General features: G+C 64.4%; 13 protein-coding genes. 6 read left to right on the top strand and 7 right to left on the bottom strand.

The window, feature by feature from the left end; genetic code table 11:
- Both mreC and G3574_RS22550 read right to left on the bottom strand, forming a co-directional pair.
- On the bottom strand, positions 1-1,103 hold a 1,103-nt coding region (gene mreC, locus G3574_RS22555), incomplete at its 3' end, for a rod shape-determining protein MreC (protein WP_163967803.1).
- A gap of 141 nt (positions 1,104-1,244) precedes the next feature.
- Positions 1,245-2,288, bottom strand: a complete 1,044-nt coding sequence (locus G3574_RS22550; protein ID WP_163967802.1) for a rod shape-determining protein — start codon at positions 2,286-2,288, stop codon at positions 1,245-1,247.
- 299 nt (positions 2,289-2,587) lie between these two features.
- On the opposite strand from G3574_RS22550, the gene gatC reads away from it, so the two are divergent.
- Genes gatC through gatB form a run of 4 tightly spaced genes read left to right on the top strand, consistent with a single transcriptional unit; the run spans position 2,588 to position 6,361 of the window.
- Positions 2,588-2,890 carry an Asp-tRNA(Asn)/Glu-tRNA(Gln) amidotransferase subunit GatC gene (gene gatC, locus G3574_RS22545; protein WP_163967801.1) on the top strand — a complete coding sequence of 101 codons (303 nt, stop codon included), beginning with the start codon at positions 2,588-2,590 and terminating at the stop codon, positions 2,888-2,890.
- Positions 2,891-2,949: 59 nt separating this feature from the next.
- Positions 2,950-4,410: an Asp-tRNA(Asn)/Glu-tRNA(Gln) amidotransferase subunit GatA gene (gene gatA, locus G3574_RS22540; protein WP_163967800.1), complete on the top strand. Its 1,461-nt coding sequence runs from the start codon at positions 2,950-2,952 to the stop codon at positions 4,408-4,410.
- Positions 4,411-4,412: 2 nt separating this feature from the next.
- Positions 4,413-4,889 carry a hypothetical protein gene (locus tag G3574_RS22535; RefSeq protein ID WP_163967799.1) on the top strand — a complete coding sequence of 159 codons (477 nt, stop codon included), beginning with the start codon at positions 4,413-4,415 and terminating at the stop codon, positions 4,887-4,889.
- Positions 4,890-4,900: 11 nt separating this feature from the next.
- Positions 4,901-6,361 (top strand): Asp-tRNA(Asn)/Glu-tRNA(Gln) amidotransferase subunit GatB, encoded by a 1,461-nt coding sequence (gene gatB / locus G3574_RS22530; protein ID WP_163967798.1) that lies wholly within the window; start codon positions 4,901-4,903, stop codon positions 6,359-6,361.
- 87 nt (positions 6,362-6,448) lie between these two features.
- Here gatB and ptsP read toward each other — a convergent pair whose 3' ends face one another.
- From ptsP to gshA, 5 genes are all read right to left on the bottom strand, one after another.
- Positions 6,449-8,200, bottom strand: a complete 1,752-nt coding sequence (gene ptsP / locus G3574_RS22525; protein ID WP_163967797.1) for a phosphoenolpyruvate--protein phosphotransferase — start codon at positions 8,198-8,200, stop codon at positions 6,449-6,451.
- Between the two features lie 26 nt (positions 8,201-8,226).
- On the bottom strand, positions 8,227-8,496 hold the full coding sequence (locus tag G3574_RS22520; protein WP_163967796.1) for an HPr family phosphocarrier protein: 270 nt from the start codon (positions 8,494-8,496) through the stop codon (positions 8,227-8,229).
- Positions 8,497-8,536: 40 nt separating this feature from the next.
- Positions 8,537-8,944 carry a PTS sugar transporter subunit IIA gene (locus G3574_RS22515; RefSeq protein ID WP_163967795.1) on the bottom strand — a complete coding sequence of 136 codons (408 nt, stop codon included), beginning with the start codon at positions 8,942-8,944 and terminating at the stop codon, positions 8,537-8,539.
- Between the two features lie 120 nt (positions 8,945-9,064).
- Positions 9,065-10,000 (bottom strand): glutathione synthase, encoded by a 936-nt coding sequence (gene gshB / locus G3574_RS22510; protein ID WP_163967794.1) that lies wholly within the window; start codon positions 9,998-10,000, stop codon positions 9,065-9,067.
- Entirely contained in the window at positions 10,001-11,299 is a 1,299-nt protein-coding gene (gshA, locus tag G3574_RS22505) for a glutamate--cysteine ligase (RefSeq protein ID WP_163967793.1), read from the bottom strand.
- 432 nt (positions 11,300-11,731) lie between these two features.
- On the opposite strand from gshA, the gene metX reads away from it, so the two are divergent.
- Both metX and metW read left to right on the top strand, forming a co-directional pair.
- Positions 11,732-12,880 carry a homoserine O-succinyltransferase MetX gene (gene metX, locus G3574_RS22500; protein ID WP_163967792.1) on the top strand — a complete coding sequence of 383 codons (1,149 nt, stop codon included), beginning with the start codon at positions 11,732-11,734 and terminating at the stop codon, positions 12,878-12,880.
- A complete protein-coding gene (gene metW, locus G3574_RS22495) occupies positions 12,877-13,479 on the top strand; it encodes a methionine biosynthesis protein MetW (protein WP_163967791.1) in 603 nt (200 codons plus the stop codon). Before metX ends, metW begins: the two co-directional genes overlap by 4 nt.
- Positions 13,480-13,489: the final 10 nt, after the last annotated feature.

The following is a 13,489-nucleotide window of genomic DNA, read 5'->3' as shown; positions in this document are numbered from 1 at the left end:
CCTTTTGGCGCGGGCTTGGCGGCTGCGCCGGCCGGGGCTGGCGCAGCCGAGGGTTTCGCGGGGACGTTGCCTGAGGCGGGCTGCTGTCCCGTCGCCGGCTGCGCGGCCGGTTGCTGCGCGGCCGGTTGTTGCGCGGCCGGCTGGGCAGCGCCCTGCGCCGCTGGCGCCGCGCCGGCATCCTTCTTGCCATCCTTGAACTCGGCGATGCGCTTTTTGCCCTTGTCCTTCTTGCCGTCCTTCGCCTCTTCGGGCGGAGGCGGCGGCGGCAGCTTGGTTTCGTTGAGCAGGATCAGCAGCTGGCGGTTGCGGTCGATGCCGGCGATCGGCTGGCAGGTGATGCGGGCGAAGGCATCCGACGATTTGGTTTCGACATGCGTGACCTTGGCCACCGCGAGGCCGGGCGGATAGACGCCGTCGATGCCAGAAGTGACGAGCGTGTCGCCGCTCTTGATGTCGGCGTTGGTCGGCATGAAGCGCAAGTCGAGCGAACCGGAATGTCCCTGGCCGTAGGCGATGCTGCGCAGGCCGCTGCGCACCACCTGCACCGGGATGGCCTGGTCCTTGTCGGTGAGCAGGGTGACTTCCGCGGTGAAGGGGAAGACGCGCGTCACCTGGCCGACCACGCCGACGTCGTCGATCACCGGCTGGCCGGGCGAGACGCCCTGGCGGCTGCCGCGGTCGACCACCACCTTGCGGGTATAGGCGTCGCGCGCGTCGTACAAAATCTCGCTCAGCACCGACTTCATCGGCACGCGCTCGTTGGCAGCCAGCAGCTTGCGCAGCTGGTCGTTCTCGGCCGCGAGCTGGTGCACCTGCTGCAGGGTCTGGGCATTGAGCACCTTGTCCTGCTTGAGCGCCTTGTTTTCCCGTTCCAGCGTGGAGAGCGAAGTGAAATAGTCGCCGGCCATGGTGGCGGCATCGCGCGGCAGCATGGCCGCCACCTGCAGCGGATACAGCACGGTGCCTGCGACCTGGCGCACGATGCCCAGGGAACGCAGGCGGGAATCGGCGACCAGCAGGATCAGGGCGATCAGGGAGAAGAACACCACTTTCGCGCGCGCGGAGGCGCCTTGCTTGAAGAGTGGCGGCGGACTGTATTCCATCAGGATCTGCGGAGGAACTGTCTGAAGACGAAATCTGCGCTGGTCCGGTCGCCGGCGATGTTGTCAGCCACCGGGGCCGGCCGGAACCAAGGCCTGGCGGCGCGCCCGGCCGAAACCGGAAAGCGCCGCGCCAGCTTTACTTTACTCGTAGGAGAAGATGGAGCCAAGCTTGTCCATGCGCTCGAGCGCCATGCCGGAGCCGCGCACCACGCAGGTCAGCGGATCTTCGGCAACGATCACGGGCAGGCCGGTCTCTTCCATCAGCAGGCGGTCGAGGTCGCGCAGCAGCGCGCCGCCTCCGGTGAGCATCATGCCCTTCTCGGCGATGTCGGCGCCAAGTTCGGGCGGCGTCTGCTCCAGCGCGTTCTTGACCGCGGACACGATGTTGTTCAGCGGGTCGGTCAGCGCCTCGAGGATTTCATTGCTGGAGATGGTGAAGGAACGGGGAATGCCTTCGGACAGGTTGCGGCCCTTGACTTCCATTTCCTTGACCTCGGAACCCGGGAAGGCGGAACCGATTTCCTTCTTGATCAGCTCGGCGGTCTGTTCGCCGATCAGCATGCCGTAGTTGCGGCGGATGTAGTTGACGATGGCTTCGTCGAACTTGTCGCCGCCGACGCGCACCGAGCCCTTGTAGACCATGCCGCCGAGGGAAATGATGCCGACCTCGGTGGTGCCGCCGCCGATGTCCACCACCATGGAGCCGGTAGCGTCGGAGACGGGCAGGCCGGCGCCGATCGCGGCGGCCATCGGTTCTTCGATCAGGTAGACCTGGGAAGCGCCGGCGCCGAGCGCGGATTCGCGGATGGCGCGGCGCTCGACCTGGGTGGAGCCGCAGGGCACGCAGATGATGATGCGCGGGGACGGCTTGAACAGCTTGGAGTCGTGCACCATGCGGATGAACTGCTTGAGCATCTGCTCGGTGACGGTGAAGTCGGCGATCACGCCGTCCTTCATCGGGCGGATCGCCTCGATGTTGCCCGGCACCTTGCCCAGCATCTGCTTGGCTTCCTTGCCGACCGCCTGGATGGTCTTCTTGCCGTTGGGGCCGCCCTGCTGGCGGATCGCCACGACGGAAGGCTCGTCGAGCACGATGCCCATGTTGCGCGCGTAGATCAGCGTATTGGCCGTGCCCAGGTCGATCGCCAGGTCGTTAGAAAAATAACTGCGTAAAAATCCGAACATGTATGGTCCCGATGCGCGTTGTTGCGCCTTTTTATTTGAGGTCGATTCCGCTGCGCGGGACCTTGTTGCGTCCCTTGCAAGCGTGCCCTTTTTGCAAGCCTGGCAAGGCCTTCCTCACGCCTTTGCCGGCAAAGTCTTAACCCGACATTCTACCTTATAATTCACGTGAGATTAGTCGACGGAAACTCCAAAAATGCAGGCCACATGCGGCCTTTTGGCAAGTTTTTGCCAGAACAAGAACACAATTTGCATTCCTGTACAATCCCGTCCGAAATGCTTGTCCAAACATCTATCCAACCATGTCACTTGACCTCTCCGACGTAAAGCGCCTGTCCCGTCTGGCGCAGCTCGACCTGAACGAAGACCAGGCGGGCAAGACCCTCGACAAGCTCAACGGCATCTTCTCGCTGGTCGAGCAGTTGCGCGCTGTCGACACTTCCGGCGTGGAGCCGCTGAACCATCCGATCGCCGCCCACCAGAACGATGTCTCGCTGCGGCTGCGCGAGGACGCGGTGACCGAGCCCAACCGCCGCGAAGACTACCAGAAGCCGGCGCCCGCCACGCAGGACGGGCTCTATCTCGTGCCCAAGGTCATCGAATAGCCATCGAACAACGGGCGCCGGGCATCCGGCGCGACCTCCTCCGCGACATTCCGACATCCATGCACAACAAGACCCTCAAACAATTGTCTTCCCTGCTGCAAGCCAGGGAAGTCTCCGCCAAGGAACTGGCAACGCATTATCTCGACCGCATCGGGAAAAGCGACCTCAATGCCTTCCTGCACGTCGACCGCGACCTCACGCTGGCCCAGGCCGCCGAAGCGGATGCGCGCCTTGCCCGCGGCGAGGTCACGCCCCTGACCGGCATCCCCATCGCGCACAAGGACATTTTCGTGACGCGCGACTGGCGTTCCACCGCCGGCTCGAAGATGCTGGAAGGCTACATCAGCCCCTTCGATGCTACTGTGGTGCAACAGTTCCGCAATGCCGGCATGGTGACGCTCGGAAAATTGAACTGTGATGAATTCGCCATGGGTTCGTCGAACGAAAATTCCTACTTCGGCCCGGTGAAGAATCCGTGGGACAAAGCAGCCATTCCCGGCGGCTCGTCCGGCGGCTCGGCGGCGGCCATCGCGGCGCGCCTCGCGCCCGCGGCCACGGCGACCGATACCGGCGGCTCGATTCGCCAGCCTGCGGCGCTGTGCGGCGTCACCGGCATCAAGCCGACCTACGGCCGCGTGTCGCGCTTCGGCATGATCGCTTTTGCATCCTCGCTCGACCAGGGCGGCCCGATGGCCCAGACCGCCGAAGACTGCGCCCTGCTGCTCAACGCCATGGCCGGCTTCGATGCCAAGGATTCAACCAGCCTCGAGCGCCCCGCCGAGGATTTCGCCCGCGACCTCGACAAGCCGCTGCAGGGCCTGAAGATTGGCATCCCGCGCGAATACTTCGGCCCCGGCCTCGCCGCCGACGTCGAACAGGCGGTGCGCGCCGCCTTGTCGGAATATGAAAAGCTCGGCGCCACGCTGGTGGACGTGTCCCTGCCCAAGACCGAACTGTCGATTCCCGTCTATTACGTGATCGCCCCGGCGGAAGCCTCGTCCAACCTGTCGCGCTTCGACGGCGTGCGCTACGGCCACCGCGCCAAGGAATACAAGGACCTGGCCGACATGTATAGCAAGTCGCGCGCCGAGGGCTTCGGCCACGAGGTGCAGCGCCGCATCCTGGTGGGCGCCTACGTGCTGTCGCATGGTTATTACGATGCCTACTACCTGCAGGCGCAGAAGATCCGCCGCCTGATCGCGGAAGACTTCAAGAACGCCTTCACGCAGTGCGACGTGATCATGGGCCCGGTCTGCCCGACGGTCGCCTGGGACATCGGCGACAAGGCCGACGATCCGGTGGCGAACTACCTTGCCGACATCTTTACGCTCTCCACCAGCCTCGCCGGCCTGCCCGGCATGTCGATTCCCTGCGGTTTCGGCCAGGGCGACAAGAACGGCAAGCGTCCGGTGGGCCTGCAGATCATCGGCAATTATTTCGACGAAGCCAGGCTGCTCAACGTCGCGCACCAGTTCCAGCGCGTCACCGACTGGCATCGCCGCGCGCCCGAAGGCGTCTGAGCATGCGCCTGCCAGCCGCCCTGCTGCTGATGGTTGCCTTGCCTGTCGTGGCGCAAGATCTGGATGCCAGGTTCTCGTGCAGCACGAAGGGCAGCGACCATGGCGAAAGCGTCATCTATGCCGACGCGGGCGAGATGCGGCTGCACGGCGACAAGATCGATGCTTTCCGCTGGGAGTCGTCGCTGTTCCGAAGCACGCATGGCTTTGAATGCAGCATCGATGACGGCGACGGCCTCGTCGCCGAAAGCCGCGAAGTGGGCGCCGGCCGCGAGTGGCGCGTCACCTTGAGCGACGCGCAGGCGGCACGCGAACGGCGCGGCTACGAGTTCGCCCGCCTGCCGAGTTGCAGCATCCGCCTCGAACGCGAAGGCGACCAGTTGTCGATCAAGCCCAGCTGCCCGGCGCTGTGCGGATCGCGGGGAAATTTCACGGAGCTGTCGGTGAACCTGAAGACCGGCACCTGCCAATATCAAGAGTAAGGAACAGACCTATGCAATGGGAAGTCGTCATCGGCCTGGAGACGCATGCGCAGCTCTCCACCGAATCCAAGATTTTCAGCGGCGCCTCGACGCGCTTCGGCGCGGAGCCCAACACCCAGGCCAGCCCGGTGGACCTGGCCCTGCCCGGCGTGCTGCCGGTGCTGAACAAGGGCGCGGTGGAACGCGCGATCCAGTTCGGCCTGGCCATCGGCGCGAAGGTCGCGCCGCATTCCATCTTCGCGCGCAAGAATTACTTCTACCCCGACCTGCCCAAGGGTTACCAGATCAGCCAGTACGAGATCCCGGTGGTCCAGGGCGGCACCATTTCCTTCGTCGTCGAGAAGGATGGCAAGCCGCAGATGCAGACCGTGCAACTCACCCGCGCCCACCTCGAGGAAGACGCGGGCAAGTCCCTGCATGAAGACTATCACGGCATGTCGGGCATCGACCTCAACCGCGCCGGCACGCCGCTCCTGGAAATCGTGACCGAGCCCGACATGCGCAGCGCCGCCGAAGCCGTGGCCTACGCCAAGGCGCTGCATTCGCTGGTGGTGTGGCTGGGCATCTGCGACGGCAACATGCAGGAGGGCTCCTTCCGCTGCGACGCCAACGTCTCGGTGCGCCCGCTCGGCCAGAAGGAATACGGCACCCGCTGCGAAATCAAGAACCTCAACTCCTTCCGCTTCCTGGAAGAAGCCATCAACTACGAGGTGCGGCGCCAGATCGAGCTGATCGAGGACGGCGGCCGGGTGGTGCAGGAAACCCGCCTCTACGACCCGGACCGCAAGGAAACGCGCTCCATGCGCAGCAAGGAAGACGCGCAGGATTACCGCTACTTCCCCGACCCCGACCTGCCGCCGCTGGTGATCGCGCAGGACTGGATCGAGCGCGTGAAGGCTTCCATGCCGGAACTGCCGGGCGCCATGCGCGAACGCTTCGTACGCGACTACGGCCTGCCGGAATACGATGCCATGGTGCTCACGCAATCCAAGGCCATGGCCGCCTACTTCGAAGGCGTGGTCGGCAAGGCGGGCCGCGACCTTGCCAAGACCGCCGCCAACTGGCTGATGGGCGACGTCTCCTTCACCCTCAACCGCGAAGGCGTGGACATCGGCGCCGCGCCGGTCAAGGCCGCGCAGCTTGCGGTGCTGCTGCAGCGCATCGCCGATGGCACGATCAGCAACAAGATCGCCAAGGAAGTGTTCGGCGCGATGTGGGAAACCCCGTCCGGCCAGGATGCCTATGCCGACGAGATCATCGAATCGAAAGGCTTGAAGCAGATTTCCGACAGCGGCGCGCTGGAAAAAATCGTCGATGAGGTGCTGGCGGCGAATGCGAAGTCGGTGGAAGAGTATCGTTCAGGCAAGGAAAAGGCCTTCAACGCCATCGTCGGCCAGGCCATGAAGGCGACCAAGGGCAAGGCGAATCCGGCGCAGCTGCAGGAATTGCTGAAGAAAAAACTGGCAGGCTGAGAACGAGGGACCGGCCCGCCGGGCCGTCTGGAACGCGTGGCAAGGCGGACCGATCCGCCTTGCTCTCAATGCGCCCTCAATGCGCCCTCACTCCCCCCGTAACTGCTCCACCGCTTCCGCGATCGCCACCGGATCGTAGGATTTCAGGATCTTCTTCACCTGCGGCGCCAGCACGTTCAGGTCGCTGTTGAGGATTTCTTGCTTTACCGCCAGCAACTGGCGCGGATGCATGGAAAATTCCCGCAGCCCCATGCCCAGCAGCAGCCGGGTCAGCCGCACATCCCCCGCCATTTCCCCGCATACCGCCACCGGCACGCCCGCCTTGGTGCCGATGGAAATCGTCGACGACAACAGGTAGAGCACCGCCGGGTGCAGCGGGTTGTAGAGATGCGCCACCTCGTGGTCGGCGCGGTCGATCGCCAGCGTGTACTGGATCAGGTCGTTGGTGCCGATGGACAGGAAGTCCATCTTCTTCACGAACATCGGCAGGGTCAGCGCCGCGGCGGGAATCTCGATCATGGCGCCGACCGGGATCAGCGGATCGAATTTCTGGCCCGCTTCCCGCAGCTGCGTCTTGGCCTGCTCGATCATGGCCAGCGTCTGGTCGATCTCGAAGGAATGCGCCATCATCGGCACCAGCAGCCGCACCGGTCCGAAGGCCGAGGCGCGCAGGATGGCGCGCAGCTGGGCGAGGAACATCTGCGGCTCGGCGAGGCAGAAGCGGATGGCGCGCAGGCCGAGCGCGGGATTGAGCGCGGTCTGCTCGGCGTCGTCCAGCGGCTTGTCGGCGCCGATGTCGAGCGTGCGGATGGTCACCGGCCTGCCCTTCATGGCCAGCACCGCCTTGCGGTAGGACTCGAACTGCTCGTCTTCCGACGGCAGCTTGTGCGAGACGCCGGTGCGGCCCATGAACAGGAATTCCGAGCGGAACAGGCCGACGCCGGCCGCGCCCGATTCCATCGCCGCCGCGCAGTCTTCCGGCAATTCGATGTTGGCCAGCAGCGCGATCTCGGTGCCATCCTCGGTGATGGAGGGCGTCTTGCGCAGCTTGGAAAGTTTCTTGCGGTCGCGGATGAGCCGCGTCTGGCGCTCGCGGTATTGCTCGAGCAGCGTGGCCGTGGGATCGACGATGACCACGCCGGCGTCGCCGTCGATGATGACCCAGTCGTCCTGCTGGATCAGCGCCGAGGCATTGAACATGCCGACCGCGGCGGGAATGTCGAGGCTGCGGGCGACGATGGCGGTATGCGAGTTCTGGCCGCCGAGGTCGGTGACGAAGCCGCCGAAGGCGCGGTCCTTGAACTGCAGCATGTCGGCCGGCGAGATGTCGTGCGCGACGATGATCATGCGGCCGGTGGCTTCGTCGGTGCTGCTGCCGGCAAGCTGGGTGGCGGCGGTGCCGGTCAGCACCTTGAGCACGCGCTCGCCTACCTGCTGGATGTCGGCCTTGCGCTCGCGCAGGTAGGCATCCTCGATTTCATCGAACTGCGACGACAGCTCGTCGATCTGCGTCACCAGCGCCCATTCGGCGTTGTAGTAGCGCGTGCGGATGATGTCCAGCGGCACCTCGGCGATCATGGGGTCCGAGAGGATGAGCGCATGCACGTCGATGAAGGCGCCCAGTTCGGCCGGCGAATCCTTGGGCAGCTCGTTCCAGATGGTCTGCAGTTCCTTGTGGACGGTGGCGATGGCTTTCTGCAGGCGCTGCACCTCGGCTTCGACCTGCTCTTCCGGGATGAGGTAATGCTTGACGTCGAGCGCGGCGCGCGTGAGCAGGTGCGCGCGGCCGATGGCGATGCCGCGCGAGACTGGAATGCCGTGGAGCGTGAAGGAAGCCATGGGATGCGCCCGTCAGAGTGGAGTCGTCATTCGCCTTCGCCGAACCTGTCGTTGATCAGGCCCGCGAGCGCATCGATGCATTCCTTTTCGTCCGCTCCGTCGGCCTCGAGCGTGACCTTCGAGCCCTTGCCGGCGGCCAGCATCATGACCCCCATGATGGACTTGGCGTTGACGCGGCGGGCGTTGCGGGTCAGCCAGACCTCGCTCTTGAACTTGCCTGCCAGTTGCGTGAGCTTGGCGGAGGCGCGGGCATGCAGGCCAAGCTTGTTGATGATTTCGATTTCCTGTTGAACCATGTCTCTTTTTTCTGTTGGTCTCGGTTGGTTTCAGTTCGTGTCAGTTCGGGGAAAGGCGGACGCGGTTGTCCACGCGCACCGCGCCGCTCTGTCCGCCGGCAAGCGCCATCTCGACCACCACGTCGAGCGTGTCGTTGCGGTAGGTGAGCGCGCGCAGGAGCATGGGCAGGCTGATGCCGGCAATGACTTCCACGTGGCCGGGCTCGCCCAGCCGGTGCGTGCAGTTCGAGGGAGTGCCGCCCATGACGTCGGTGATCACCAGCACGCCGGAGCCGTCGTCGATGCGGGCGATGGCTTCCCTGGCGATGCGGTTGACCTCGGCGGTGTCCTGGTCGGCGCGCACGTCGATGGCTTCCATGCGTTCGGGACGGCCGCGGAAGACGTGCGTCGCCGCCTCGACGAAGGCGGTGCCGAGCGGCGCGTGGGTAAGCAGGAGGATGCCAATCATGTGTGTCGTGTGCCGGCTGGCCGCATCGTCGCGCCGCGGGCGGTTTCCCTGGTCAACATGGTTCTTTTCTTGTCGCGTTTCGCCATGCCCGGATGCATGCCGGACTTGCCGGCTTGGGCGTCATTGCCGTTCCAGGGCGTCGATGAACATGGCAGCCACGTCGAAGCCGGTCTGCTGGGTGATTTCCTGGAAGCAGGTGGGACTGGTCACGTTGACTTCGGTGAGGCAGTCGCCGATCACGTCCAATCCTACCAGCAATAGGCCGCGTTTCCAAAGCTCGGGCGCCAGCGCCTCGCCGATTTCCCGGTCGCGCGGGGACAGTTCCTTGGCCACGCCGACGCCGCCCGCCGCCAGGTTGCCCCTCACCTCGCCGTTCTGCGGCACCCGGGCGAGGCAATAGGGCACGACCTCGCCGCCGATCAGCAGGACCCGCTTGTCGCCGGCCACGATCGCCGGGATGTAGCGCTGGACCATGATGGTGCGGCTGCCATTGACGGTCAGGGTCTCGATGATGGACCCCAGGTTCATGCCGTCTTCGCGGACGCGGAAGATGCCCATGCCGCCCATGCCGTCGAGCGGCTTGAGGATGATGTCCCGGTGCTCGGCGTGGAAGGCGCGGATGCGCTGGTCGTCGCTGGTGACGAGGGTCGGCGCGGTGAACTGCGAAAACCGGGCGATGGACAGCTTTTCGTTGTGGCTGCGGATCGCCTCGGGCTTGTTGAACACCTTCGCGCCCTGCTGCTCTGCCAGTTCGAGCAGGTAGGTGGCGTAGATGTACTCCATGTCGAAGGGCGGGTCCTTGCGCACGATGACCGCGTCGAAGCGGTCCAGCCCGCCGGCTTGCGCCGGATCGGCGCGGAACCAGGCCTTGTCCTCGCCGGTGAGGTGGATGCGGGCGACCTCCGCCACCACGCGGCCGTTCTCCAGCGCCATGTGGCGCTGCTCGAAGGCATGCACTTCATGGCCCCGGCGCGCGGCCTCGCGCATCATGGCGAAGGTCGTGTCCTTGTAGATCTTGAAGTGATCGAGCGGATCGGCGAAGAAGGCGATTTTCATTTAATAGACTTCCGGGTTCGGGTCGGTCTTTTCCAGTTCGATCGACGCCGCCAGCAAGGCCATGCGCGCCAGCACGCCGTACATGTAGAAGCGGTTGGGCGCGGCCGTGCCCGGCTTGGCCTGCAGGTCGGGCAGGGCATGCTGCTGGGCAAAGGCCAGCGGCACGAAATGCGCGCCGGGCGAGTTCAGGTTTTCGTCGACGCCGCGCTCGGCATGCACCCGGTAGAAGCCGCCGACCACGTAGCGGTCGATCATGTACACCACCGGCTCGGCCACCGCGTCGTTGATGCGCTCGAAGGTATGCACGCCTTCCTGGATGATGACGTCGGAGACTTCCAGTCCTTCCTTGACCACCGCCATCTTGTTGCGCTGCTTGCGGTTGAGGTCCTTGACCTCGCTGGCATCGCGCACGGTCATGATGCCCATGCCGTAGGTGCCGGCATCGGCCTTGACGATCACGAAGGGCGTTTCCTTGATGCCGTATTCCTTGTACTTCTTGCGGATCTTGGTCAGCAGCATGTCGACGTTGGACGCCAGGCATTCCTCGCCGGTGCGCTCGTGGAAATTGATTTCCCCGCACTTCGCGAAGTAGGGGTTGAGCATCCAGCCGTCGATGTCGATCATCTTGGCGAATTTCTTGACCACTTCGTCATAGGCGGCGAAGTGGTTGGTCTTGCGCCGCACCGCCCAGCCGGCGTGCAGCGGCGGCAGCAGGTTCTGCTCCGGCAGGTTCTCCAGGATGGAGGGAATGCCGCCGGACAGGTCGTTGTTGAGCAGGATGGTGCAGGGATCGAAGTTCTTGAGGCCGAGGCGGCGGCCGTTGGCCGAGCGCTCCAGCGGCTCCAGCGTCAGCACCGTGCCGTCGGGCAGCTCGATGTTGGTCGGTTCCTTGACCTCGTCCGACAGGGAGCCGAGGCGCACGTTCAGGCCGGTCTGGCGGAAGATCTGGATCAGGCGCGAGACGTTCTGCAGGTAGAAGGTGTTGCGGGTGTGCTTTTCGGGGATCAGCAGCAGGTTCTTCGCGTCCGGACAATATTTTTCGATGGCCGCCATCGCCGCCTGCACCGCCAGCGGCAGCATTTCCGGCGACAGGTTGTTGAAGCCGCCGGGGAAGAGGTTGGTATCCACCGGGGCCAGCTTGAAGCCGGCGTTGCGCAGGTCGACCGAGCAATAGAAGGGCGGCGTATGCTCCATCCATTCCAGCCGGAACCAGCGCTCGATGGCCGGGGTGGCGTTCAGGATTTTCTTTTCGAGATCGAGAAGCGGGCCGTTCAGGGCCGTGACGAGGTGGGGGACCATAGAAACCTTGTGGGTATTAGCTGATGAGCGATTGGTTCTGATTCTAACGGCAATCGGTGGTTTGCGTGGATGGAACACCGCGGGCGCCGCCACCGCCATAGCGGATTTCATTACCGGGATGGCAAGTTTCGGGAGCGGGATGCCGGACATTCCCTCCGCCTGTGCCCCACATGGGGATGTTGCCGGATTTTTAAAGCCTCCGGCCGCGCTTGCCGACCCGGCGCCTGCCGCCGGTTTGACGCCCTCTTTCAGTTTCGCTATCCTTGCCAATTGCGCCGATTTGATAATCAGCTTGCGGGCGCGTTACAAATACGGCTAAAGCGTGCCTTGGTCAACGCCTCCAGACGATCAAGCAACGAGCCCGGCAAGCTGAATCAGCGGCCGGGTTTTTTCATGGTCGGCCGCTGACGGCAAACCTCAACCTGGACCCGTATGTCGTCCCTCGGAATCGTCACACCGCAATCCATGCATTTCAAGACGCCGCTGCGCCTGTCCAGCGGCGCGTCGATCGCCGACTACACCCTGGTCTACGAAACCTACGGCACCCTGAACGCCGACCGCTCGAACGCGGTGCTGGTCTGCCATGCCCTCAACGCCTCGCACCACGTCGCCGGCATGTACGTCGGCGCCGACGGCAAGAAGAGCGTCGGCTGGTGGGACAACATGGTCGGACCGGGCAAGCCGCTGGACACCGACCGCTTCTTCGTCATCGGCGTCAACAATCTAGGCTCCTGCTTCGGCTCGACCGGCCCGATGCATCCCGATCCGGCGACCGGCAAGCCCTACGGCGCCAGCTTCCCGGTCGTGACCGTGGAAGACTGGGTGCGGGCGCAGGCGCGCCTCGCCGACGAACTCGGCATCCGCCAGTTCGCGGCGGTGATGGGCGGCTCGCTTGGCGGCATGCAGGCCTTGTCCTGGAGCATGCTGTTTCCCGACCGGATGCGGCACGCGATCGTGATCGCCTCCACGCCCAAGCTGTCGGCCCAGAACATCGCCTTCAACGACGTCGCCCGCCAGGCCATCCTGACCGATCCCGATTTCCATGGCGGCGACTTCTACGCCCACGGCGTGGTGCCGCGCAACGGCCTGCGGGTGGCGCGCATGATCGGCCACATCACCTACCTGTCCGACGACAGCATGGCCGAGAAATTCGCCCGCCGCCTGCGCAACGGCGACTACCAGTTCGGCTTCGGCATCGACTTCGAGATCGAATCCTACCTGCGCTACCAGGGCGACAAGTTTTCGGAATACTTCGACGCCAACACCTACCTGCTCATCACCAAGGCGCTGGATTACTTCGACCCGGCGCGCGAGCATGGCGACGATCTCACCCGCGCGCTTGCGCAGACCGAGGCCCGCTTCCTGCTGGTTTCCTTCACCACCGACTGGCGCTTCTCGCCGCAACGCAGCCGGGAGATCGTGCAGGCCCTGGTCAACAACAAGCGCAAGGTCACCTATGCCGAAATCGACGCGCCGCACGGCCATGACGCCTTCCTGTTGGAAGACCCACGCTACATGAACACCGTGCGCGCGTATTACGAACGCATCTGGCAAGAGATCGCGCAGCGGAGGGCGGCATGAATTTCCAGGAACTCAGCGCCCTGCGCGCCGACCTCGCCTTCATCGCGCATTGGGTGCCTCCGGCCGCGCATGTACTCGACCTCGGCTGCGGCGACGGCGTGATGCTCGACTATTTGCAGACCGACAAGCAATGCATCGGCTATGGCGTCGAGATCGACGATGCCAAGATCCCGCAATGCGTGGAGCGCGGCGTGGCGGTGATCCAGCAAGACCTGGAAGGCGGCCTCGCGATGTTCGAAAACGATGCCTTCGATACCGTGCTGTGCCTCTCGGCGCTGCAGATGATCGAGAACGTCGAGGGCGTGCTCAAGGAAATCGCCCGCGTCGGCCGCGAAGCCATCGTTTCCTTCCCCAATTTTGCGTATTGGCCCCACCGCCTTGCCCTGCTGCGCGGCCGCATGCCGGTGTCCAAATCCTTGCCCTATGAGTGGTATGACACGCCCAACCTGCGCTGCGCCACGATTTTTGATTTCGAGGAACTTGCCCACGAGGTCGGACTCGAAGTGCTCGAACGCGTGGCGTTGCACGATGGAAAGCCTGTGAGCTTTCTGCCGAACTGGCGGGGAAGCCTCGCGGTGTTCCGGTTCAGGAAGCGGTAGGGGGTGAGGT

The sequence above is a fragment of the Noviherbaspirillum galbum genome, assembly GCF_010974945.1.
Classification (GTDB): Bacteria; Pseudomonadota; Gammaproteobacteria; order Burkholderiales; family Burkholderiaceae_D; genus Noviherbaspirillum; species Noviherbaspirillum galbum.
The sequence above is the reverse complement of the archived record's forward strand: the minus strand, read 5'-3'. Positions and strand labels throughout refer to the sequence as shown.

What these genes read in the sequence shown, in the direction of transcription:
- metX (WP_163967792.1), top strand. Translation starts at nt 11,732, where the DNA reads ATGTCGTCCCTCGGAATCGTCACACCGCAATCCATGCATTTCAAGACG.
- gatA (WP_163967800.1), top strand. Translation starts at nt 2,950, where the DNA reads ATGCACAACAAGACCCTCAAACAATTGTCTTCCCTGCTGCAAGCCAGG.
- gatC (WP_163967801.1), top strand. Translation starts at nt 2,588, where the DNA reads ATGTCACTTGACCTCTCCGACGTAAAGCGCCTGTCCCGTCTGGCGCAG.
- ptsP (WP_163967797.1), bottom strand. Translation starts at nt 8,200, where the DNA reads ATGGCTTCCTTCACGCTCCACGGCATTCCAGTCTCGCGCGGCATCGCC.
- metW (WP_163967791.1), top strand. Translation starts at nt 12,877, where the DNA reads ATGAATTTCCAGGAACTCAGCGCCCTGCGCGCCGACCTCGCCTTCATC.
- gatB (WP_163967798.1), top strand. Translation starts at nt 4,901, where the DNA reads ATGCAATGGGAAGTCGTCATCGGCCTGGAGACGCATGCGCAGCTCTCC.
- G3574_RS22535 (WP_163967799.1), top strand. Translation starts at nt 4,413, where the DNA reads ATGCGCCTGCCAGCCGCCCTGCTGCTGATGGTTGCCTTGCCTGTCGTG.
- G3574_RS22550 (WP_163967802.1), bottom strand. Translation starts at nt 2,288, where the DNA reads ATGTTCGGATTTTTACGCAGTTATTTTTCTAACGACCTGGCGATCGAC.
- G3574_RS22515 (WP_163967795.1), bottom strand. Translation starts at nt 8,944, where the DNA reads ATGATTGGCATCCTCCTGCTTACCCACGCGCCGCTCGGCACCGCCTTC.
- G3574_RS22520 (WP_163967796.1), bottom strand. Translation starts at nt 8,496, where the DNA reads ATGGTTCAACAGGAAATCGAAATCATCAACAAGCTTGGCCTGCATGCC.
- gshA (WP_163967793.1), bottom strand. Translation starts at nt 11,299, where the DNA reads ATGGTCCCCCACCTCGTCACGGCCCTGAACGGCCCGCTTCTCGATCTC.
- gshB (WP_163967794.1), bottom strand. Translation starts at nt 10,000, where the DNA reads ATGAAAATCGCCTTCTTCGCCGATCCGCTCGATCACTTCAAGATCTAC.